We start from the raw sequence: 21256 nt of genomic DNA, 5'->3' as shown, positions 1-21256 counted from the left end.
CCTCAGGGAGAGCCTAGGGCCGGGGGCGCCGCGCGCTCAAGGGACCTGGTGCAATTGTGACCCCGGTGCGGTGTTGCTGGGGCTCTCTTCCGTGAGCGATTTCTGCTGAAACCTGCGGGAGTTCGCCCGGAATTCGCTCACACCCCCGGGATGGGTGGGGTGGCGTGAGCGAATTCTGGTCAAGGACGAGATTTTCGCAACCGGAATCGCTCACACACCCGGGGCGGCGCAGTCGTGTGAGCGATATCCGGCCAAGAAAGAGACATTCACCACAGTAATCGCTCACACCCCATCGAAGGGAGGTGCTGGCCGCAGCGGCCCCCGTCAGCCTCCGAGCTCGGCGTCGGCGTCGCGCAGCACGCGCGCTGCCACCTCCAGCCCCTCGATCCGGCCGAGCGAGACGTCCTCGTGCTCGATGTTCACCCACATCTCCGGATCCACCTCGCGCAGCGCCCGCAGGAACTCGGTCCAGAACGCCGTACCGTGCCCCTTGCCCAGTGCGACGAAGTCCCAGGCCGACGGCGTCGGCCACTCGTTCGCCCACTCGTCGCCGCCCAGGTTCGTGCGCGGCTCGTCGGGCCCGAGCCGGCGGAAGCTGTTGTCGAGCACGCCGTTGAGCGCGGCGGTCTCGGGGTTCACCCGCACGTCCTTCGCGGCGGCGTGGAAGACGAGCTCGCCGAGGTGGCGCACCACCGCCACCGGATCCATCTGCTGCCAGAACAGGTGCGAGGCGTCGAGCTCGACGCCGACGTGGGTGGCGCCCGTGAGCTCGATGAGCTTGTGCACGTCCGCCGAGTTGAACACGAGGTTCTGCGGGTGCAGTTCGAGCGCCACCTTCACCCCGTGGTCGGCCGCGAAACGGTCGATCTCCCGCCAGAAGTCCGCGGCGATGCCCCACTGGTAGTCGAGCACGTCGAGCGCCGCCGAGTTCCAAGCGTTCACGACCCAGTTCACGGTGGTCGCACCCGGTTCGCCGCCGGGCAGCCCTGACATCGTGACCACCCGATCCTGCCCGAGACGCTCGGCGAGCCGGATCGAACGCCGGACGTCACTCGCGTGCGCGTCGCCGATGGCGGGCTTCGGGTGCAGCGGGTTGCCGTTGCAGTTGAGGCCCGCGATCTCCACGCCGGTGCCCGCGAACTGGCCGAGGTACTCATCGCGCGCGGTATCGGATTCGAGGATCTCGTCGTACGTCGGGATGTGCAGCGACGGCAGGAAGCCGCCGGAGTTGAGCTCGATCCCGGTGAGGCCGAGACCGGCGACGACCTCGATCGCCTCGGGCAGGGTGCGGTCGTGCAGGATCGCGTTGTAGACGCCGAGCTTCATCGGGTGGCCTCCTGGTCGGGTGCGGTAGTGGGGGCAGGCGCGGCGCTGGATCCGGGCGCGGCGCTCGGCACGGCGACGGAGGATCCGCTCGCCGCCGACTCGGCGACCGCGGAGAGGAACTCCATGTTGTGCACGCCGTCGTCGAAGGTCTTGCAGCGCGGCAGCGACTCGGCGGCGGGGATTCCCGCGACCTCCTCGAGGAACGCCCGAGCCTGGTGCACGAAGAGGTCGTTCTGGCCGATGCCGACGCCGGGTGCGTCCATGGCCCAGCCGCCCGTGTAGTGGGGGTGCGCGGGCCCGAGGGGGATCGTGCGGTAGCCCGCGAGATCGGCCTGCCCGTCGTGCAGCATCACCTCGACCGCGGACGGGTTCGTCTGCGACCAGCGCGCGGCGCCCTGGGAGCCGAAGACCTCCAGGTACAGGTCGTTCGGATGCCCCGCGGCGACGCGCGACACCTCGATCGTGCCGACGCAGCGCTCGAAGGCGGCGTTGAAGGTGGCGTAGTCGTCGTTGGTGACGGGGGCGGTCTCGTCGCTGACCGCGCCACCGCCGTGCCCGACGACCTGACCCACGGGCTTCGGGCGCTCGGTGATCGACGTGTGGAAGCGGCCGCCGGAGACCTCGCGGACCGGCCCGCACAGGTACTCCGCGATGTAGCTGAGGTGGCTGCCGACGTCGCCGAGCGCGCCGGATCCCGCGGGACCCTGGTAGCGCCAGCTGATCGGGGTGTCGGGGCGGCACGCGTAGTCGGTCCAGTAGCGTCCGGAGAAGTGGAGCACGTCGCCGAGGCGGCCGTCATCGATGAGGCGGCGGATGAACGCGATCCCGGGCGCGCGCAAATAGCTGAAGCCGATGCGCGCGAGGGTGCCGGACTCGGCGGCGATCCGTGCGGACTCCGCCATGGCGCGGGCGTCCTCGATGGTGTCGCTCAGCGGCTTCTCGCAGAGCACGTGCTTGCCGGCGGCGAGCAGGCCCTCGACGATCTCGCGGTGCAGTGCGTTCGCGACGACCACACTGACGACGTCGATGTCGTCGGCCGCGGCGATGTCGCGCCAGTCGGCGACGTGGCGCTCGAAGCCGAAGCGCTGCGCGGTTTCCTCGCCGAGCGGGGCGTAGACATCGCCGATCGCGACGAGGCGGATCTCGGGAAGGACGGGAGCGTAGAGGGTGCGTGCGGCGCGGTAGGCGGCGGCGTGGGCCTTACCGGCCATGCCGGCGCCGATCACGGCGACACCGAGTGATGCGGTCACGGGAATCCTTTCGGGGCGTCATTACGGGGAGGGTCGGGGCGCGCTGCGCGACGGTGCGTGCGTTGGAGCGCTCCAATACGGATCACGGTAGTCCGCGAACTTTGTCCTGTCAATATGAATCCGTGGTCCTCCTCGGAGCGCGACGGCAGTGTAGATTCGGGTCGGGATCGCCGCGCTGTCGCTGCGGCGAACGATCGAGCGGAGGTGCGCGTGAAACGACCCACGATCTACGACGTGGCGGAGCGCGCCGGGGTCTCGAAGTCGCTCGTCTCGCTGGTGCTGCGCGACTCGCCCCGCGTGAGCGCCGAGCGGCGAGAGGCGGTGCTCGCCGCCATGCGCGAGCTCGACTACACCCCGAGCAGACTGGCCGCCGGGCTCGCCGGAACCCGCACGCGCAGCGTCGGGGTCGTCATCGACGACTTCGCGAACTTGTGGTTCGTTGAGGCGCTCGCCGGGCTGCGGGAGTCGCTCGCCTCCGGCGGGTACTCGCTCAGCGTGGCCGACACCCGGCTCAACGCGCACCTCAGCCTCGACCCGATCGCGGTGTTCCGCGCGCTCCGCGTCGACGGGGTCGTGCTGGCCGGGGAGGCGTCGCCGGAGGCGGTGCGTCGACTCGGTGTGCCCGCGGTGGTGCTCGGGACGCGCGCGCTCGGTGGAGACGATGTCGCGGGGCGTGGTGCCGGGTCCGGGACCGACCCCGCCGTCCCCGTCATCGCGAGCGACGAGGCCGAGGGCGGCAGGCTCGCGGTGCGGCACCTGGCGGGGCTCGGGCATCGCCGCATCGCCTGCGTCTCCGGGCCGGGCGCCAGTGCAGGGGAACGGGAGCGGGGGTACTCGGACGAGATGCGGACGCTCGGGTTCGAGCCGAACGTCGTGCGCGCTGCCGAGACGAGCGAGGCCGCGGCGCGGGCGGTGGCGGGGGAGCTGTGGGCGGGATCCCGAACCGCGGAGCGACCTACCGCCGGCGCGATCGACGCCCCCACCGCGGTCTTCGCCGTGAACGACCCCATGGCCGTGGGGGTCATCGGGGCGGCGCGGGCGGCCGGGCGGGCGTTTCCCGAGGAGCTCTCGGTGGTCGGGTACGACGACTCGCCGCTCGCGGCCTACGCGCTCCTGTCGCTGACGACGGTGAGCGGGGATTCGCGGCACGTGGGTGAGCAGGCGGGGCGCACGCTCGTCTCGATGATCGAGGGGGCCGAGCGGCCCGTGTCGATGCGCTTCGTGCCGAGGCTGGTGGAGCGCGCCTCGACGGTGCCGCCCGCGCGCTGAGCCCGCGGGCGGGCGGGCCGGGCCGACGGGCAGCCCGGGGAGTGTGAGCGATTTCTGGTGGGGAAACCCGCACCTCCAACAGAAATCGCTCACGCGGGGAGGTCGCCGGGAGGACGGCGCGGGGAGGTGCGGGAAGGTGCGGGAAGGTGCGGGACGGCCGCAGATCGGGGGTGCGCGGGGAGCCCGAAGCGTCGTACAATAGACCTATTGTCTTATCAATTGAATCGGCGCTGGCGGGTCACAGAACACGATCCTCACGATCACCCCGCCCGCGCCCAACACCACGCAAGGGAACCGCAATGACGCAGCAACCCGTCCGCTTCGGACTCATCGGCACCGGACGCATCGGCCAGGTGCACGCCGCCAGCATCGCCGCGGCGCCCGACGCCACCCTCTCCTGGGTTGCCGACCCCTTCATCGACGGAGCGCGCTCCGTCGCAGAGCGCTTCGGCGGCACCGCCACCGCGTCCGCCGAGGAGCTCATCGCCTCGGGCGAGATCGACGCCGTGCTCGTCGCCTCGCCCACCCCCACCCACGTCGACCTCATCGAGGCCTCGGTGCGCGCGGGCCTTCCCGTGCTCTGCGAGAAGCCCATCGACCTCGACATCCAGCGGGTCGACGCCCTCCGCCCGCTCATCGCCGAGCTCGGGATCCCGGTCGCTCTCGGCTTCAACCGCCGCTTCGACCCCGACTTCGCGAGTGCCCGCGCCCGCGTCGCCGCCGGCGAGATCGGCGCGCTGGAGCAGCTCATCATCATCAGCCGCGACCCCGCCGCGCCCCCGGCCGACTATGTGAAGATTTCGGGCGGGATCTTCCGCGACATGACCATCCACGACTTCGACATGGCCCGCTTCTTCGTCGACGACATCGTCGAGGTGCACGCCACGGGCACCCGCGCGTTCGATCCCGGCGCCCGCGAGCACGGCGACTTCGACACCGCGGTCACGACGCTCCGGGCGGCCTCGGGGGCGGTCGTCACGATCGTGAACTCCCGCCACAGCGCCATCGGCTACGACCAGCGCATCGAGGCGTTCGGCGGCCAGGGCATGCTCCAGGTCGCGAACGCACCCACCAGCCTCGTGAGCCTGTCGACCGCCCAGGCGGTCGAGGCGAAGCCGGCGTACGGCGAGTTCTTCCTCGAGCGCTACGCCGAGGCCTACTCGGCCGAGCTGCGCGAGTTCGTGAAGCTCGTGCGCGGCGAGGCGTCGACGAGCCCGACTTTCGAGGACGGCCGCGCCGCACTCGTGCTCGCCGATGCCGCGCAGCGCTCCGCGACCGAGGGTGTCGCCGTCGCGGTGGATCTGGGCTCGTCGGATCTCGCCGCACCGGATCTCGCCGCGAACCGCACCGCGGGAGCCTAGGCATGGGAATCCGACTCGCCGCCTGCGCCGAGATGCTCTACGTCGACCGCCCGTTCGTGGAGCGCGTCGCACGCCTCCACGAGCGCGGCTTCGAAGTGGAGATCTGGGACTGGAGCACCAAGGACCTCCCCGCGCTCGCGGCCACCCGTGCGACGTTCTCCTCGATGACCGGCTACCTGCGCGGGGATCTCACGAGCGACGAGGGGCGCGCAGAGATCCTCGCCACTGCCCGCGAATCGCTCCGCGCCGCGGAGATGATCGACGCGCCGCGGCTCAATCTGCACGGCACGGGCCTCGACTCCGATGGGCTCCCCGTGGTGCCGCGCACGGACGTCACCGGTGAGGACTGGGTGCGCGCCGCCGACACGCTGCGCAGCCTGGCCGAGCTCGCCGAGGAGGCCGGGCGGGTGTTCACGCTCGAGAATCTGAACCTCGCGGTCGACCACCCCGGCACCCCGTTCGCGCGGGCCGCCGACACCCTCGCGCTCGTGCGCGGGGTGGATCGCGCGGGGCTGCGGCTCAATCTCGACCTCTACCACGCGCAGATCGGGGAGGGGAACCTCGTCGAGCTCGTGCGCGAGGCGCTGCCCTGGATCGGCGAGATCCAGGTGGCGGACGTGCCGGGCCGATGCGAGCCGGGCACGGGTGAGATCCGGTACGAGGCCGTCGCGGCGGCGCTGCGGGATCTGGGCTACGACGGCGTCGTGGGGCTCGAGGGCTGGGCGAGCGGGGATCCGGACGCCGCACTCGACGCGTTCGCGTCGGCGTTCTCGGCGGCGGTCGACGCGTAGGCGATACAGTCCGAGCCACCCGATCCACCCACCGCCCCGCCACGACACGCGCGCGTGACACCCGCGTCATAGGATGATCCTGATGCGAGGAGGGGCGATGACGGAGCGGGCAGAGGTGTCGGAGACCGCTCCGACCCGACCCCCTACGATCCGCGATGTCGCCCGCGAGGCCGGGGTCTCGAAGTCCCTCGTCTCGCTCGTCTTCAACGGCGGCGAGAATGTGAGCGAAGAACGCCGAAGGCGCGTGCTGCACGCGGCCGAGCGCCTCGGCTACCGCCCGAACCTCGTCGCCCAGTCGCTCTCGGCGGGTCGGCGCGACTTCGTCGCGATCCTCGTCTCGAACCTCCACAACCCGCTCTTCGCAGAGATCGTGGGCGCGGCGAAGGCCCGTCTCGCGGAGGCGGGGCAGCGCACCATGATCGTGAGCGCGCAGGTCGACGACGGCGGGGGGTCGTCGGTGCTGGATCGCGACAACATCGCCGTGCTGCGGGATCTGCGCCCGTCGGGCCTCATCACCGTCGGCACGATCCCGGGCTTCGCCGAGCTCGCGGACCTCACCGCGACGATCCCGACGGTCGTGGCGAGTGCGATCGACGCCACCGACGACGTCGTCGCCACCGTGCGGAGCGACGACCACGCCGGTCTCGATCTGGTGGTCGCGCACCTGGCCGAGCAGGGGGTCGAGCGCCTCGTGTTCGTGGGCGGCGACGGCGGCACCGTGTCCGCGTCGCGGGAGGCGGCGTTCCGGGCCTCGGTCGCGGCGCGCGGTTTCGGCGAGCAGGCCTGGGTCGAGCGCGCCGACTTCACGGAGGCGGGGGCGCGGCGGGCCGTCGGGCGGCTGCTCGCGAGCGACCGGCTGCCGCAGGCGATCATCGCGGTGAACGACCTGACCGCGATCGGGGTCATCACCGCGCTCGAGGCGGCCGGGGTGTCGGTGCCCGAGGGCTGCCGCGTTGCGGGGTACGACGACACGACGCTGTCGGCGATCCCGCGCATCTCACTGACGAGCGTGGATCCCGACAACCGCCGCATCGGGCGGGTCGCGGCGGAGGCGATGCTCGACGCGTCGGCGGATCGCACGGGCGTCGCGGGCCGGATCGGCGAGGTGCTGATCCCGCCGAGCCTCGTGGTGCGCGGCTCCTCGCTCGCGCGCTGAGCGCAGCCGGATCGCCGCGGTGCCCGCGGCCGTCGCGACCGCTGCTGCCCCCACCATCACCGTCACCCACACCGTCGTCGCCGCAACCTCTGTCGCACAGGCATGGTTGACGCGCGCGACGAAACATGCGTACAATTTGGACCGGTCCAAATCAACGGCGAAGGGCGGACGCATGAGCGCGGCAACGGCAGACGGCACGGGCACGAGCAGCACCGGCGAACACGGCAGCTACGGCCTGCTGATCGGCGGGGAGTGGCAGGAGTCCGCCTCGGGTGCGCGGCGCGAGATCCGTTCGCCCTATGATGGCCGCACCGTCGGCGAGGTCGCCGCGGCCGACACGGCGGATGTCGAGGCCGCGATCAGGGCAGCCGAGCGGGGCGCCGCCGTCTGGCGCCGCACCCCGGCCCACGAGCGCGCCGCGATCCTGCTCCGCGCGGCTGCGCTGGCGGACGAGCGCGCCGAACAGCTCGCCGCCACGATCTCCGCGGAGAACGGCAAGCCCCTCGCCGAAGCGCTGGGGGAGGCCCGGCGCTCGGGCGCGATCATCCGCCTCTCGGTGCAGGAGGGCACGCAGCTCTACGGCGACAGCCTGCCGCTCGACGCGAACCCGGGCACCGGGCAGGACAAGGTGGGCTTCACGCTGCGTCAGCCGGTCGGCATCGTCGCGGCGATCACCCCGTTCAACTACCCCGCGCTGCTGGTGCTGCACAAGGTTGGCCCGGCCCTGGCCTCCGGCAACGCGGTCATTCTCAAGCCCGCGGGCGCGACACCGCTGACGGCGCTCGCACTCGCGCAGGTCTTCGTCGAGGCGGGCCTGCCCGAGGGGGTGCTCTCGGTGCTCACGGGCTCCGGCGCCGCGATCGGTGACGCGCTGGTGCGGGATCCGCGGGTGCGGAAGATCTCGTTCACCGGCTCGACGGCCGTCGGCGAGCGCATCTCGTCGCTCGCGGGCGTGAAGAAGCTGTCGCTCGAACTCGGCGCCTCGTCGCCGACGCTCGTGCTGCCGGGCGCCGACATCGCGCAGGCCGCCGCTGCCGTGGCGCTCGGCGGCTACGTCAACGGGGGGCAGGTGTGCATCTCGGTGCAGCGCGTCGTCGTGCACCGCGCGGTCGAGGGGGACTTCCTCGACGCCCTCACGCCCCTCGTGGAGGCGATCCGGATGGGGGATCCCTCGGCCGAGGGCACGACCCTCGGTCCCCTCATCACCGCGGGCGAGGCGGAGCGCGTCGAGCGCAGCGTTGCGCAGGCCGTCGCCGAGGGCGGGCGGCTCCTCACGGGTGGGGAGCGCGACGGCGCGTTTGTGGCGCCCGCGATCGTGACCGGGATCGACACGTCCCAGGCGATCGCGCAGGAGGAGCTCTTCGGTCCCGCCATCGCCGTCACCACGGTCGACTCGTTCGACGCGGCGATCGACGCCGCCAACGGCACCCCGTACGGGTTGGCCGCCGGAGTGTTCGGCGGCACCCTCGCCGAGGGGATCCGGGCGATGCGGGAGATCGACGCGGGCAGTGTGCACCTCGGCTGGACCCCGCTGTGGCGGGCAGACCTCATGCCCTACGGCGGGTTCAAGGCAAGCGGGTACGGGAAGGAAGGGGTGCGGTCGGCGGTGGAGGAGATGACCGAGGTGAAGACGGTGGTGTTGCACAGTTAGGGGCCGGAGGCTCATCTGACCCATCGCTCCGCAGACCGCGAAGTAGGCGAAACACCGCATTCGAGTGAGTGAAGAACGCAGAACAACGAAGGAGCTGACCGACATGGTTCAGGGAACATCAGGCGAGACCGTGCGACTCACGGTCGCACAAGCGATCGTGCGGTACCTCGCCGCACAGCACACCGTGGCCGACGGGGAGCGGCGGCGCTTCGTGCCGGCCGCGCTCGGCATCTTCGGGCACGGCAATGTCGCCGGCCTCGGGCAGGCGTTCGCGGAGCACGCCGACGCGCTGCCGTTCGTGCAGGGTCGCAACGAGCAGGCACTCGGGCACCTGGCGACCGGCTTCGCGAAGGCCACAAAACGTCGCCAGACGCTCGCGGTCACCGCCTCGGTGGGTCCGGGCGCGACGAACCTCGTCACCGCGGCCGCGCTCGCCACGGTGAACCGACTCCCGCTGCTCCTCCTGCCCGGCGACACCTACGCGACGCGGCGGCAGGGCCCCGTGCTGCAGCAGCTGGATCTGCCGGGCACCCCCGACGTCACGGTGAACGACGCGTTCCGCCCCGTGTCGCGCTTCTTCGACCGCATCACGCGACCCGAGCAGCTCCTCACGGCCCTGCCCCAGGCGTTCCGGGTGCTCGCGAACCCCGAGGAGACCGGTGCCGTGGTGCTCGCGCTTCCGCAGGACGTGCAGTCCCACGCCTTCGACTACCCGGTCGAGCTCTTCGCCGAGCGGGACTGGGTGATCCGGCGCCGCGTGCCCGATGCCAGCGAGATCTCGGAGGTCGCCGCGCTGATCCGTCAGGCCGAGCGGCCCCTCGTGATCGCGGGCGGCGGGGTCCTCTACGCCGACGCGCAGCAGACGCTCACGGACCTCGGCCGGCGCACGGGCCTCCCGATCAGCGAGACCTTCGCGGGCAAGGGTGCGGTCACCGCGGACGGGCCGTGGAGCGTGTTCGGGATCGGGCTCGAGGGATCCCCGACGACGAACCGCCTGGCCGAGCGCGCCGATCTCATCGTGCACGTGGGAACCCGGCTCACCGACTTCGCCACGGCGTCGCAGTCGCTCTTCCAGCACCCCGGCGTGCGCTTCGCGTCGATCAACCTCGTCGAGCACGACGCCGTGAAGCAGGGGGCGACGGCCGTGATCGCCGACGCCCGCCTGGCGCTCGAGGCGCTCGCCGCTGAGCTCGGCGAGTACCGGGTGCCCGAGGCCTGGGCGGCAGACGTCGTGGCGGCGCGCGAGGCGTGGCTGCCGGTGCGCGCCGCGGCGCTGGATCCCGACACTCCGTTCCCCCGCGCCGATCACCCGGAGCTGCCGGTGACCGACGCGATCCTGACCCAGGGCCAGCTCATCGGACTCATGCAGGAGCACGCTCGCGCGGGCGACACGATCGTGGCCGCGGCGGGAGGCCCGCCCGGCGACCTGCAGAAAGTGTGGGACGCCACCGACGCGCGCCACGCGCACCTCGAGTTCGGGTTCTCGTGCATGGGGTACGAGCTGCCGGCCGCGATGGGGGTGCGCCTCGCGGATCCCGATCCCGAACACCGCATCACCGCGTTCATCGGCGACGGCACGTTCGTCATGATGCCCACCGAGATCGTGACGGCGGCCCAGGAGCGGATCCCGTTCACCGTCGTCGTCTCCGAGAACCACGGCTACCAGGTCATCCGCCGTCTCCAGATGTGGCGCACGGGCGAGCACTTCGGCAACGAGTTCCGGTACCGCGACGGCGAGGGATCCCTCGCGGGCTCCGACGCCGGGCGCCTCGAGGGCGACTACCTGCGGATCGACCTCGGGCAGATCGCCGCGGGGCTCGGTGCCGAGGTGCGCACGCCCACCACGGCCGAGGAGGTGCGCGCGGCGCTCGCCGAGACCCGCGACATCCGCGGCCCGGTCGTGATCGTGGTGCCCACGATCCCACACGCAGATCTGCCGTCGTCGGAGGTGTGGTGGGACGTCTCGCCGGCCGAGGTCTGGGATCGGGTCGACACCTCCGCGAAGCTCGCCGAGTACGGCGAGGGCCTTGCCCAGCAGCGGTGGCACGCGTGAGCGGCTCGGGTGTCGGCCCGGCTGCTGGCCAGAGTGCCGCCGCGCTTCCCGGCCCGCTCGCACCGGGCCGCGCGCTTCGCGAGCGCTTCCGGCGGGGCGAGGCGACCGTCGGCACGTTTCTCGGCCTCGGCTCGGTGACCGCAGCGGAGGTCTGCGCCTCCGCCGGGCTCGACTGGGTGCTCGTCGACCTCGAGCACGGCGGCGGTGACGAGTCGCAGGTCGGCGCGATCTGCGCGGCCGCGGGGGCGTACGGCACCGCGACGCTCGTGCGCGTGGAGCAGCCGGAGCGGATCCGCGTCGGGCGGGTGCTCGACGCCGGGGCCGCCGGCGTCATGCTGCCGCGCATCTCGAGCGCCGCGGAGGCTGCTGCGGCCCTGCGGCACCGGCTCTACCCGCCGGAGGGCGACCGCGGTGTCGCGACCTACAACCGGGCGGCGCGGTGGGGCGGTGAGGTCGCCGCGCTCGACGCGGCGAACGACCGCGCCGTCGGCATCGTGCAGATCGAGACCGTCGGAGCGTTGGCGGAGCTCGACGCGATCGCCGCGACCCCCGGGGCCGACGTGCTCTTCGTGGGGCCGCAGGACCTGAGCTACGCGCTGGGCGTGCCGCGCCGCTTCGACGAGCCCGTGTTCCAGGACGCGCTCGACCGGGTGGTCGCCGCGTGCCGGGCGCACGGCACGGTCGCCGGGATCCTCACCAACGACCGCGCCGGAGCCGAGGCGTACCGGGAGCGCGGCTTCGGGTTCATCGCGATCGGCTCCGACGCGACGCTGCTCGCGGCCACCGTGCGGGCCGCGATCCCGCGCCCCGACGAGCGCACCCCGTGACCGCGCTCGTTGTGGGGCTCGGCCCGGTCGATCCCGCGCTCGTCCTCCCGTTCCTCGGCGCGGATGCCCGGTTCGAGCCGCACCCCACCGTCGCCGATCTTGCCGAGGCCGAGGGGGCGATCGTGCGCGCGGCGTTCGACGTCGACCGGGCGCTCCTCGACCGGATGCCGCGTCTCCGGATCATCGCGCGCACCGGCGTCGGGGTCGAGCGGGTCGACCTCGAGGCCGCCGCGGAGCGCGGGATCCCGGTCGCCACCACGCCGGGCAGCAACGCCCGGGCCGTCGCCGAGGGGGCGTTCGCCATGCTCCTCGCGCTCGTCAAGCGGGTGCCCCAATCGCACGCGTTCGTGGCCGGGGGGCACTGGGGGCGTGATCCCGTTCCGGTGCCGGGCGACGTCTTCGGAACGACGCTCGCCGTCATCGGCTACGGCCGCATAGGTCGCATCGTGGCGGACTTCGGGGCGGCGTTCGGCATGGAGGTGCTCGTGCACGATCCTTTCGTGCAGTCCGACGTGTTCGAGAACGTGACGCTCGCGGAGGCGGTGCGTCGGGCGGACGCACTCACACTGCACCTGCCCGGCGGCGATGGCGAACTCATCGGACGCGAGGTGCTCGCTTCGGCACGACCGGGGCTGGTGCTCGTGAACTGCGCCCGTGCCGAGCTCGTGTCGACCGATACGCTCGAGTGGGGGCTCGCAGAGGGGCTGCTCGAAGGGGTCGGTCTCGACGTCTTCTCCGAGGAGCCGATCCGCACGCACCCGCTCGCCGAAGACCCGCGGGTGCTCCTCAGCCCGCACACCTCCGGCTTGTCCGAGGCCGCCATGGCGGCCACCTTCCAGATGGCGGCGGAAGCCGTCGCGAACGTGTTGCAGGGTCGTTATCCAACTTTTACCGGAAATTTCGCTTGACCGTGAAAGTTACGGTACTGTAAAAAGTAAGCGCAAGCTTTGTAACGACATTAGTTCAATAACACGACGGAGTGAAACTATGTTGAAGTCAGGTAAGGGACGTTGGATCAAGGCCGGGATCGCCGGTCTGGCAGCGACGGGAGCGCTGCTCCTCGCGGCCTGCGGCAGCCCCGCGGGCGCCGGCGGCGGCGCTGCGGGTGGCGGTGGAAGTGAGGCCGCGGCGGATCTCGATCCCATCAAGGTCGCACTCGTCACGCACGCGGCCCCCGGCGATACGTTCTGGGACACGATCCGCGCCGGTGCCGAGACGGCGGCCGAGCGCAACAACGTCGAACTGCTCTACAGCTCGGATCCGGACGGCGCGCGCCAGGCGCAGCTCGTGCAGCAGGCGGTCGACCAGGACGTCGACGGCATCGTCGTGACGCTCGCGAAGTCGGACGCCATGGCCGGCGAGGTGCAGAAGGCGGTCGACGCCGGGATCCCGGTGTTCAGCATCAACGCCGGTGAGGATGCGTTCAAGGATCTCGGAGTGCTCGCGCACTTCGGGCAGAACGAGTTCATCGCCGGTCAGGCCGCCGGTGAGCAGTTCAACGAGGCCGGTCTGACCCGCGCGATCTGCGTGATCCAGGAGCAGGGCCACGTCGGCCTGGAGGCTCGCTGCGAGGGTCTCGCCGACACCTTCGAGGGCACCTCCGAGGTGCTGTACGTGCAGGGCACGGACATGACCAACGTCGCCTCGACCATCACCTCGAAGCTGCAGACCAACGCGGACATCGACGCGGTGCTGACGCTCGGCGCCCCGTTCGCCATGACGGCCCTCGACTCGATCAAGGACGCCGGCAGCAGCGCGACGCTCGCCACCACCGACCTGAACGCCGACGTCTACGCGGCGATCAAGGACGGCACGATGCTCTTCGGCATCGACCAGCAGCCGTTCCTGCAGGGCTACTCCAGCGTCGAGGCCGTGCGTCTCTTCACCGAGGGCGGCTACGTGCTCGGCGGCGGCCAGGCAGTGCTCACCGGTCCCGCGGTCGTGAACGCCGACAACGCCGAGAGCGTTGCCGCACAGTTCAAGGATTCGGCAGAGTAAGCGTCCCGGCACGCTGACTCGACCAGAGAGTTAGATTCAATGTCTACAACCACAGCTCCGAAGTTCGACGAGCGCGTCGCCACGGGGAACCTCTTCACGAAGTTCTTCACCAAACCAGAGGCGGGGGCCACGGCCGCCGCCCTGGTGCTGGCGATCATGTTCGCGGTCGTCGCGCCGCAGTTCACCCGACCCGAGTCGATCGCGACGATCCTGTACGGTGCCTCCACCGTCGGGATCATGGCGGTGGGCGTCTCCCTGCTCATGATCGGCGGTGAGGTCGACCTGTCGGCCGGCGTCGGTGTGATCTCCGCAGCACTCTCCTCGTCGCTCTTCATGTACTGGTTCGGCGGCAACGTCTGGGTCGGTGCGCTCATCGGTCTGGTGTTCTCGCTGCTCGTCGGGCTGCTCAACGGGTGGTTGTTGACGAAAACGAAACTCTCGAGCTTCATCATCACCCTGGCCACGTTCTTCATGCTGACGGGCTTGAACCTGGGTGTCACGCGACTGATCACGGGCGGGGTCGCGGCTCCGTCGATCGCGAACTGGCCGGGCTTCGAATCCGCGGCGGCGGTCTTCGCCTCGGATATCCCGGTGTTCGGGGTGAACGTGAAGATCACGGTCTTCTACTGGATCCTGCTCGTGATCGTCGCCACCTGGATCCTCCAGCGGACCAAGGTCGGCAACTGGATCTTCTCGAGCGGCGGCGCTCCGGATGCCGCCCGCGCGGTCGGCGTTCCCGTCGTCCGCACCAAGATCGGTCTGTACATGGGCGTCAGCTTCTGCGCGTGGCTCCTGGGTATGCACCAGCTCTTCGCATTCAAGACGGTGCAGTCGGGTGAGGGCATCGGCAACGAGTTCCTCTACATCATCGCGGCCGTCGTCGGCGGCTGCCTCATGACCGGCGGCTACGGCAGTGCGATCGGCGGTGCCATCGGTGCCCTCATCTACGGCATGGCGCTCAAGGGTGTCGTGTACGCGGAGTGGAACCCGGACTGGCTGAAGTTCTTCCTCGGTGCGATGCTCTTGGGCGCGACCGTGCTGAACTTCACTCTGCAGCGCCGCGCAGCACGGGGAGGCAAAAAGTGAACGCCACAGTGACCGCCGAGACCGTTCCGGTCGACACGCCGCTCGTCGAGCTCCGCGACGCGGAGAAGCGCTACGGCAACATCATCGCGCTCCGCGATGTGAGCCTGAAGGTGGCCGCGGGTGAGGTGATGTGCGTCCTCGGCGACAACGGCGCCGGCAAGTCGACGCTCATCAAGATCATCGCGGGGCTGCATCAGCACACCGGCGGCGAGTACCTCGTCGAGGGCGAGTCGGTGAAGTTCAACTCGCCTCGTGAGGCGCTGAACCGCGGGATCGCAACCGTCTACCAGGATCTGGCCGTGGCACCGCTCATGCCGGTGTGGCGCAACTTCTTCCTGGGCTCGGAGGCGACGAAGGGCTGGGGGCCGTTCCAGCGGCTCGACGTCGACTTCATGCGCAAGACCGCGAAGCACGAGCTGCTCGAGATGGGCATCGATCTGCGCGACGTGGATCAGCCGATCGGCACCCTCTCGGGTGGTGAGCGGCAGTGCGTGGCCATCGCCCGCGCGGTCTACTTCGGAGCGAAGGTGCTGATCCTCGACGAGCCGACCGCCGCCCTCGGCGTGAAGCAGTCGGGTGTCGTGCTGCGCTACATCATTCAGGCGCGGGATCGCGGGCTCGGTGTGATCTTCATCACGCACAACCCGCACCACGCGTACCCGGTGGGCGATCGGTTCCTGCTGCTGAAGCGCGGCCAGAGCATCGGCTACCACGAGAAGTCCGACATCACCCTCGAGGAGCTGACGGGCCTCATGGCCGGCGGTGCGGAGCTCGAGCAGCTCGTGCACGAGCTGCGCCAGGTCGGCACGAGCACCGACACCGTGCGGACGATCCGCGACGAGATCGAAGAGGACCCGGCAGCGGGCGTCGGTCGCGTCACAGTCACCGAAGCGGTGAAGGTCGTGCCGCCGGAGGACTGACCCGCATCACGAGTGATTCGAGCGCACCCCCGGCTGGTTCCGGGGGTGCGCTCGTTCGGTCGTGGGGCGGTGCTGTGAGGAACTGACCAACGGAGGTGCGGGATGCGAACAGAGGACGTGGGGTCGGCTGGGCTGGCTGCCCGTCGGCTGGTCATCGCCGCGCTCGCCTGCGGCGGGTTCGGGATCGGCGTGAGCGAATTCCTCGTCATGGGGCTTCTGCCGCAGATCTCCGCCGACCTGCTGCCCGCACTGAGCCGAGCGGACCCCGACGCCGCACACGCGGCAACGGGCGGGCTCGCCTCGGCCTACGCGCTGGGGGTGGTGGTCGGCATTATCACGACGCCGATCCTGGTGCGCCGTCTCTCGGAACGGTGGGCGCTCATCGTCTGCGCGGGCAGCATGCTGCTCGGGACGATCGCCACCGCGTTCGCGCCGACCCTCGCCATCGCCATCGTGCTGCGCTTCCTGTCGGCGCTGACGCACGCGAGCTACATCGGCGTCGCCGCGATGCTGATCGCGCACCTGCTGGTGTCCGGCAAGTACGGGCGCGGCTCGGCCATCGTGCACGGCGGGCTGACCGGCGCGAACCTGCTGGGGGTGCCGGTCCTCACCGCGCTCGGTGCAGCGGGGGATTGGCGGGTGATCCTCGGATCGACCGCGGTGTTCTTCGCCGTGCCGCTCGCGGCGCTGCTCGCGGTGCGCGTGCCGGCCACGGCCGTCGCGACCCTCGAGCACACGAGCGGCGGTATCCGACCACGGAGTCTCCTCACCCTCATCGCGGCCGCGGTCCTCGCGACGGCCGGCGGGTTCGCGATCATCACCTACGTGGCGCCGGTCATCGCGGTCGCGCGGGGCGGGGACGACTGGGTGACGGGGGGCTGGGCGATGCTCGCGTTCGGCGTGGGCATGAACCTCGGCAACTTCGGGTCCGGCTGGATCGCGGACCGCCGCCCCGGTGCGGCGTTCGCCGGGTCCGCGGTCGCCGGCGCGCTCGGCGCCGCGCTGCTGCTCGTGCCCGGCATTGGCGGCGCCGGCGCGGTCGCGGCGATCCTGCTCGTCGGCATCTGCCTCGGCGGCGGCAGCCCGCCCGGGCAGGTGCTCTACATGCGGGAGCTGCTTCGGTACCCGCGGCTCGCGTCTGCACTGCCCTCCGGCGCCGGCAACCTCGGGAGTTTCGTCGGTGCGCTCGCGGGCGGGGCGATCCTGGCGGGGGGCGGCGTGGGCTGGATCCCGATCGGCGCGCTCGCGCTGGTCGGACTGGGGTTGCTGAGCTTCGCCGCGTATCGGGTCGCGCGGCGCTGAGGGGTGCAGGGTGTCGTCACTTGCGGCGGAGATCTCACGAATAACGGAGCCATTCCCCGAAAACGCTCCGTTCTGAGTGAGATCTCCGCCGGGATTGACAGGGGGCGATGACAGTGGGCAGCGCGAACTCTCGCGACGCGCCCCCGGTGCGTCGCTTGACATCGCAGCCGCGACGTACTTACAATTTGGACCGGTCCATTTTCAGGATCCCGCAACGACGCACGGTGCACGGCACCTCGACCGAGAGCTACGGATATGCAGACGAACGAAGACGGCACCATCACGGTCGGGATCGGCCTCATCAGTGTGGGCTGGATGGGCCAGCTGCACAGCCGCGCATACTCGAACCTGCGCTACGCCTACCCGGATCTCGGGATCCGCCCGCGCCTCGTGCACGCCGCCGACACCGCGCCCGCCCGCGCGCAGGAGGCCGTTGACGTGCTCGGCTACGAGCGCGCCTCCGCCGACTACCACGAGGTCTTGAACGATCCCGAGGTCGACGTCGTATCGATCTGCGCCCCGAACTTCCTGCACGCCGAGATCGCCATCGCCGCGGCTGCGGCGGGCAAGCACTTCTGGATCGAGAAGCCCGTCGGCCGCGGTGAGGAGGAGACGCGCGCCGTGTCGACCGCCGCCGCCGAGGCCGGCGTCGTCAGCTCCATCGGCTTCAACTACCGCCACGCCCCCGCGATCGAGCACCTCCGCACCCTCATCGCCACCGGCGAACTGGGCCGGATCACCAACGTGCGCGGCCACATGTTCGCCGATTACTCGGCGGATCCGCGCGGTGCGCTGTCGTGGCGCTTCATCCGCAACCTCGCCGGATCGGGGGTGCTCGGTGACCTCATGGGGCACCTCGTCGACCTGGTGCAGTACACCCTCGGCCCGATCGCCGAGGTCAGCGCGCTCACCTCGACCGTCTACGCGGAGCGCGCCGAACTGCCCATGGGCAGCGGCACGCACTTCGCCGTCGTCGAGGACGGCGAGATGAAGCCCGTGGAGAACGAGGACTACGCGGGCATGCTGATCCGGCTCTCCGACGACGCGATCGCCGCGGACGCTGTCGGCACGCTCGAGGCCTCCCGGGTCGCCGTCGGACCGCGCGCGAGCTACGGGATCGAGATCTACGGCACGAACGGCTCCGCGCACTGGGACTTCGAGCGCCTCAACGAGCTGCACGTCTCAAGCGGTCTCGGGGCCGCGCACCAGGGATACACCCGCGTGATGGCGAGCCCCGGCATGGGCGACTTCGGCCGGTTCCAGCCCGGTGCCGGAACGTCGATGGGGTACGACGACCTCAAGGTGATCGAGGCGAAGAAGTTCCTGGAGGCCGTCGTCGGCCGCGCCGCGCTGAACTCCAACATCCAGGACGCGCTGTCGGCCGCCCAGGTGGTCTCCGCGGCCGAGCGCTCCGCCGAGGATCGCCAGTGGGCCGTCAGCCAGCCCGTCGCCGGCACCACCGCCGCCGTTCAGGCCTGACGCGCACCCGACCCGCCCGCCCGCCCGCCCGCCCGCACCCGACCCGCCCGCCCGACCCCCAGGAGCCAACCATGACCGCTCGCATCGCATCCGCCCCCATCAGCTGGGGAGTCATCGAGGTCCCGGGATGGGGCCTGCAGCTCGACCGTGAGCGCGTGCTCGGGGAGATGGTCTCGCTCGGGATCACCGCGACCGAGTTCGGCCCCGAGGGGTTCCTCCCCGACGCCCCCGCCGACCGCGCTCGGGTGCTGGCCGAGGCCGGGCTCAGCGCCGTCGGCGGGTTCTTCCCGATCGTGCTGCACCGCGCCGACGCGGATCCGATCCCCGCGATCGAGCGCGAGCTCGAGGCCTACGTCGCCGCGGGCGCGAGCACCCTCGTGCTCTCCGCCGTGACCGGCACCGAGGGCTACGACGGCGCCGCGGAGCTGACCGATGCCGAGTGGCAGACTCTCGTCGAGAACCTCGACCGCGCCCAGCGCGCCGCCGCGGCCGTCGGCGTCACGGCGACCCTGCACCCCCACCTGGGCACGGTCGTCGAAGCCCCCGAGGCGGTGGCGCGGGTCCTCGCGGGATCCTCGATCGGCATCTGCCTCGACACGGGGCACTTCACCCTCGCCGGCGGTGATCCCGTCGCGCTCGTGCGCGAGCACTCCGACCGCATCGTGCACGCCCACCTCAAAGACGTGAGCCTGGCGGTCGCCGCCCGGGTGCGCGCCGGGGGGATCGACTACCGCGAGGGGGTGCGGCAGGGCATGTACCAGGCCCTCGGCCGGGGCGACGCGCGCATCGACGTGATCGTGGCGGCGCTCGCGGACGCGGGGTACGACGGCTGGTACGTCCTCGAACAGGACACGGTCGTGGAGTCCGAGGAGGACGCGGCCCGGGCGCTCGAGAACGCCCGGGCGAGCGTCGCGTTCATCCGCGGCGCGGTGGCGTGATGACGGCCCCGCTCCGGATCGGCATGCTGGGGGCGTCCCGGATCGCCGAGCTCGCGATCATCGACGCGAGCCGGGAGACCGGCGATGTCCTCGCCACGGTCGCCGCGCGGGATCCCGGGCGGGCTCGTACCTACGCCGCACGCCACGGCTTCGAGGGATCCACCGACGACTACGCAGAGCTCCTCGCCGACGACAGCCTCGACCTCATCTACATCGGGCTCCCGAACGGACTGCACGCGGAGTGGACGGCCCGGGCGCTGGAGGCCGGCCGGTCGGTGCTCGTCGAGAAGCCGTTCGCCGCGAACCTCGCGGAGTTCGACCGGGTCGCCGCGCGGCTCGATGCCGCTCCGGGCTGGGCCTGGGAGGCGTTCCACTACGCCGATCACCCGCTGCTCGCGCGGGTGCTCGAGATCGTGCGGTCGGGTGAGCTCGGCGCGCTGCGCGAGGTGCGGCTGCACATGCTGATGCCGGATCCCGGCACCGCAGACCCGCGGTGGAGCTTCGATCTCGCCGGGGGCGCCGTCATGGACCTCGGCTGCTACTCGATCCACGCCCTGCTCACCCTCGCCGACGAGCTCGGCGCAGAACCGGTGCTGCGCGCGGCCCGCGCGACCGGCGCCGCGGCGGACGTCCGGGTCGATGCGACCCTCGACGCCGAGCTGGAGCTGCCGGGGGAGACCCCGATCGACGTGTCGCTGCGGACGAGCATGGTGTTCGACGGCTGGGACTTCGGGCTCGAGATCGTCGGCTCGGCCGGTGCCCTGCACGCTCCCAACTTCGTGAAGCCGCAGGAGGACGACCGACTCATCGTGCGGGTCGGCGACGACTCCCGGGAGGAGCGCACCGGCACGGGATCGTCCTACGCCTATCAGCTGCGGCGCATTCGCTCGGAGCTGCGCGAGGGGGTGCGGGATCGCGACCGGCTCCGCCGATCCCGGCGCACCATGGCGCTGATCGATGAGCTGTACGCGGCGAGCGGGCTGCCGCTGCGACCGGGACGCCTGGAAGACTGACCGCACCCCACCACAGACGAACCGGAGGTAGACGCATGCGCGCACTGATGCAGGACAGGGTGGTGCTCGTCACGGGCGGCACGCAGGGGCTCGGCCTCGCGATCGCGCAGGCCGCGGCGCGCGAGGGCGCGAGCGGCGTGGCGATCGTCGGCCGAAACGCCGAGAAGGCCGAGCGCGCCGCCGAGGGGATCCGCGCGAGCGGACGCGATGCCGACGTCACGACCGAGGTGCTCCCGATCGTCGCCGACCTCGGTGTCGACGGGGAGGCGGAGCGCGCGGTCGCGGAGACGATCGCCCGCTTCGGCCGGGTCGACAGCCTCGTCAACGCGGCCGGCGCGACGAGCCGCGGCACCCTGCTCGACACGACGCGCGAGCTCCTCACCGAGCACCTCACCCTGAACATCACGGTGCCGTTCATGACCATGCAGGGCGCGGTCGCGGACATGCGCCGACGGGGTGCCCCCGGCACGATCCTGAACATCATCACGATGTCGATGCACGGCGGTCAGCCCTACCTCGCCCCGTACGTCGCGTCGAAGGCCGGCCTCGCGGGGCTCACGAAGAACGCCGCCTTCGCGCACCGCTTCGATCGGATCCGGATCAACGGGCTCAATATCGGCTGGACGGCCACCCCCGGGGAAGCCGTGACGCAGCAGACCTTCCACGGCGCCGACGACGGCTGGCTCGCGGAGGCGTCCGCCGCGCAGCCGATGGGCAAACTCGGGCAGCCGGACGAGATCGCGGACGCCGTCGTGTTCCTACTCAGCGAGCGCAGCGGCGTGGTGACGGGATCCATCATCGACTGGGACCAGAACGTGCCCGGCGCCTACGAGTAG

18 protein-coding genes are annotated in these 21256 nt (G+C 71.3%); 16 read left to right on the top strand and 2 right to left on the bottom strand.

Annotated elements, in window-relative coordinates; translation table 11 throughout:
- Positions 1 to 324: 324 nt before the first annotated feature.
- Together MUN76_RS09455 and MUN76_RS09450 are read right to left on the bottom strand one after the other, a co-directional pair.
- Positions 325 to 1326 carry a sugar phosphate isomerase/epimerase family protein gene (locus MUN76_RS09455; protein ID WP_244684202.1) on the bottom strand — a complete coding sequence of 334 codons (1002 nt, stop codon included), beginning with the start codon at positions 1324 to 1326 and terminating at the stop codon, positions 325 to 327.
- Positions 1323 to 2576, bottom strand: a complete 1254-nt coding sequence (locus MUN76_RS09450; protein ID WP_244684201.1) for a Gfo/Idh/MocA family protein — start codon at positions 2574 to 2576, stop codon at positions 1323 to 1325. Before MUN76_RS09450 ends, MUN76_RS09455 begins: the two co-directional genes overlap by 4 nt.
- Positions 2577 to 2786: 210 nt before the next feature.
- Between MUN76_RS09450 and MUN76_RS09445 the strand changes: the two genes are divergently transcribed.
- The 16 genes from MUN76_RS09445 (at position 2787) to MUN76_RS09370 (ending at position 21256) form a co-directional block, all read left to right on the top strand.
- On the top strand, positions 2787 to 3845 hold the full coding sequence (locus tag MUN76_RS09445; protein ID WP_244684199.1) for a LacI family DNA-binding transcriptional regulator: 1059 nt from the start codon (positions 2787 to 2789) through the stop codon (positions 3843 to 3845).
- Between the two features lie 299 nt (positions 3846 to 4144).
- The gene (gene iolG, locus MUN76_RS09440) at positions 4145 to 5206 is read left to right on the top strand and encodes an inositol 2-dehydrogenase (RefSeq protein WP_244684197.1); all 1062 of its coding nucleotides are present in this window, start codon (positions 4145 to 4147) and stop codon (positions 5204 to 5206) included.
- A gap of 2 nt (positions 5207 to 5208) precedes the next feature.
- On the top strand, positions 5209 to 5997 hold the full coding sequence (locus tag MUN76_RS09435) for a TIM barrel protein (RefSeq protein ID WP_244684195.1): 789 nt from the start codon (positions 5209 to 5211) through the stop codon (positions 5995 to 5997).
- A 97-nt stretch (positions 5998 to 6094) separates the two neighbouring features.
- Positions 6095 to 7153: a LacI family DNA-binding transcriptional regulator gene (locus MUN76_RS09430; protein WP_244684193.1), complete on the top strand. Its 1059-nt coding sequence runs from the start codon at positions 6095 to 6097 to the stop codon at positions 7151 to 7153.
- Between the two features lie 172 nt (positions 7154 to 7325).
- Positions 7326 to 8804 (top strand): aldehyde dehydrogenase family protein, encoded by a 1479-nt coding sequence (locus tag MUN76_RS09425; protein WP_244684191.1) that lies wholly within the window; start codon positions 7326 to 7328, stop codon positions 8802 to 8804.
- A 103-nt stretch (positions 8805 to 8907) separates the two neighbouring features.
- The gene (gene iolD, locus MUN76_RS09420) at positions 8908 to 10857 is read left to right on the top strand and encodes a 3D-(3,5/4)-trihydroxycyclohexane-1,2-dione acylhydrolase (decyclizing) (protein ID WP_244684189.1); all 1950 of its coding nucleotides are present in this window, start codon (positions 8908 to 8910) and stop codon (positions 10855 to 10857) included.
- Positions 10854 to 11684 (top strand): HpcH/HpaI aldolase family protein, encoded by an 831-nt coding sequence (locus tag MUN76_RS09415; protein WP_244684187.1) that lies wholly within the window; start codon positions 10854 to 10856, stop codon positions 11682 to 11684. Before iolD ends, MUN76_RS09415 begins: the two co-directional genes overlap by 4 nt.
- On the top strand, positions 11681 to 12592 hold the full coding sequence (locus tag MUN76_RS09410) for an NAD(P)-dependent oxidoreductase (protein ID WP_244684186.1): 912 nt from the start codon (positions 11681 to 11683) through the stop codon (positions 12590 to 12592). Before MUN76_RS09415 ends, MUN76_RS09410 begins: the two co-directional genes overlap by 4 nt.
- A 79-nt stretch (positions 12593 to 12671) precedes the next feature.
- Positions 12672 to 13682, top strand: coding sequence for a substrate-binding domain-containing protein (locus tag MUN76_RS09405; protein ID WP_244684185.1), 1011 nt, complete (start codon positions 12672 to 12674; stop codon positions 13680 to 13682).
- Between the two features lie 39 nt (positions 13683 to 13721).
- The gene (locus tag MUN76_RS09400; RefSeq protein ID WP_244684184.1) at positions 13722 to 14768 is read left to right on the top strand and encodes an ABC transporter permease; all 1047 of its coding nucleotides are present in this window, start codon (positions 13722 to 13724) and stop codon (positions 14766 to 14768) included.
- Entirely contained in the window at positions 14765 to 15688 is a 924-nt protein-coding gene (locus tag MUN76_RS09395) for an ATP-binding cassette domain-containing protein (protein ID WP_244684183.1), read from the top strand. The genes MUN76_RS09400 and MUN76_RS09395 overlap by 4 nt, the downstream gene beginning before the upstream one ends.
- A gap of 102 nt (positions 15689 to 15790) precedes the next feature.
- Positions 15791 to 16990, top strand: a complete 1200-nt coding sequence (locus tag MUN76_RS09390) for an MFS transporter (protein WP_244684182.1) — start codon at positions 15791 to 15793, stop codon at positions 16988 to 16990.
- A gap of 255 nt (positions 16991 to 17245) precedes the next feature.
- Positions 17246 to 18469, top strand: coding sequence for a Gfo/Idh/MocA family protein (locus MUN76_RS09385; protein WP_244684181.1), 1224 nt, complete (start codon positions 17246 to 17248; stop codon positions 18467 to 18469).
- Positions 18470 to 18540: 71 nt separating this feature from the next.
- Entirely contained in the window at positions 18541 to 19407 is an 867-nt protein-coding gene (locus tag MUN76_RS09380) for a sugar phosphate isomerase/epimerase family protein (protein ID WP_244684180.1), read from the top strand.
- The gene (locus MUN76_RS09375) at positions 19407 to 20420 is read left to right on the top strand and encodes a Gfo/Idh/MocA family protein (protein ID WP_244684178.1); all 1014 of its coding nucleotides are present in this window, start codon (positions 19407 to 19409) and stop codon (positions 20418 to 20420) included. Before MUN76_RS09380 ends, MUN76_RS09375 begins: the two co-directional genes overlap by 1 nt.
- Before the next feature lie 47 nt (positions 20421 to 20467).
- Positions 20468 to 21256: an SDR family oxidoreductase gene (locus MUN76_RS09370; protein WP_346730381.1), complete on the top strand. Its 789-nt coding sequence runs from the start codon at positions 20468 to 20470 to the stop codon at positions 21254 to 21256.

Origin of the sequence: Leucobacter rhizosphaerae (assembly GCF_022919175.1) — a bacterium.
GTDB classification, from domain to species: domain Bacteria; phylum Actinomycetota; class Actinomycetes; order Actinomycetales; family Microbacteriaceae; genus Leucobacter; species Leucobacter rhizosphaerae.
This window is presented reverse-complemented; position numbering and strand designations above follow the sequence as displayed.

What these genes read in the sequence shown, in the direction of transcription:
- iolG (WP_244684197.1), top strand. Translation starts at nt 4,145, where the DNA reads ATGACGCAGCAACCCGTCCGCTTCGGACTCATCGGCACCGGACGCATC.
- MUN76_RS09375 (WP_244684178.1), top strand. Translation starts at nt 19,407, where the DNA reads ATGACGGCCCCGCTCCGGATCGGCATGCTGGGGGCGTCCCGGATCGCC.
- MUN76_RS09380 (WP_244684180.1), top strand. Translation starts at nt 18,541, where the DNA reads ATGACCGCTCGCATCGCATCCGCCCCCATCAGCTGGGGAGTCATCGAG.
- MUN76_RS09455 (WP_244684202.1), bottom strand. Translation starts at nt 1,326, where the DNA reads ATGAAGCTCGGCGTCTACAACGCGATCCTGCACGACCGCACCCTGCCC.
- MUN76_RS09430 (WP_244684193.1), top strand. Translation starts at nt 6,095, where the DNA reads ATGACGGAGCGGGCAGAGGTGTCGGAGACCGCTCCGACCCGACCCCCT.
- MUN76_RS09385 (WP_244684181.1), top strand. Translation starts at nt 17,246, where the DNA reads ATGCAGACGAACGAAGACGGCACCATCACGGTCGGGATCGGCCTCATC.
- MUN76_RS09390 (WP_244684182.1), top strand. Translation starts at nt 15,791, where the DNA reads ATGCGAACAGAGGACGTGGGGTCGGCTGGGCTGGCTGCCCGTCGGCTG.
- MUN76_RS09400 (WP_244684184.1), top strand. Translation starts at nt 13,722, where the DNA reads ATGTCTACAACCACAGCTCCGAAGTTCGACGAGCGCGTCGCCACGGGG.
- MUN76_RS09370 (WP_346730381.1), top strand. Translation starts at nt 20,468, where the DNA reads ATGCAGGACAGGGTGGTGCTCGTCACGGGCGGCACGCAGGGGCTCGGC.
- MUN76_RS09425 (WP_244684191.1), top strand. Translation starts at nt 7,326, where the DNA reads ATGAGCGCGGCAACGGCAGACGGCACGGGCACGAGCAGCACCGGCGAA.
- MUN76_RS09435 (WP_244684195.1), top strand. Translation starts at nt 5,209, where the DNA reads ATGGGAATCCGACTCGCCGCCTGCGCCGAGATGCTCTACGTCGACCGC.
- iolD (WP_244684189.1), top strand. Translation starts at nt 8,908, where the DNA reads ATGGTTCAGGGAACATCAGGCGAGACCGTGCGACTCACGGTCGCACAA.
- MUN76_RS09405 (WP_244684185.1), top strand. Translation starts at nt 12,672, where the DNA reads ATGTTGAAGTCAGGTAAGGGACGTTGGATCAAGGCCGGGATCGCCGGT.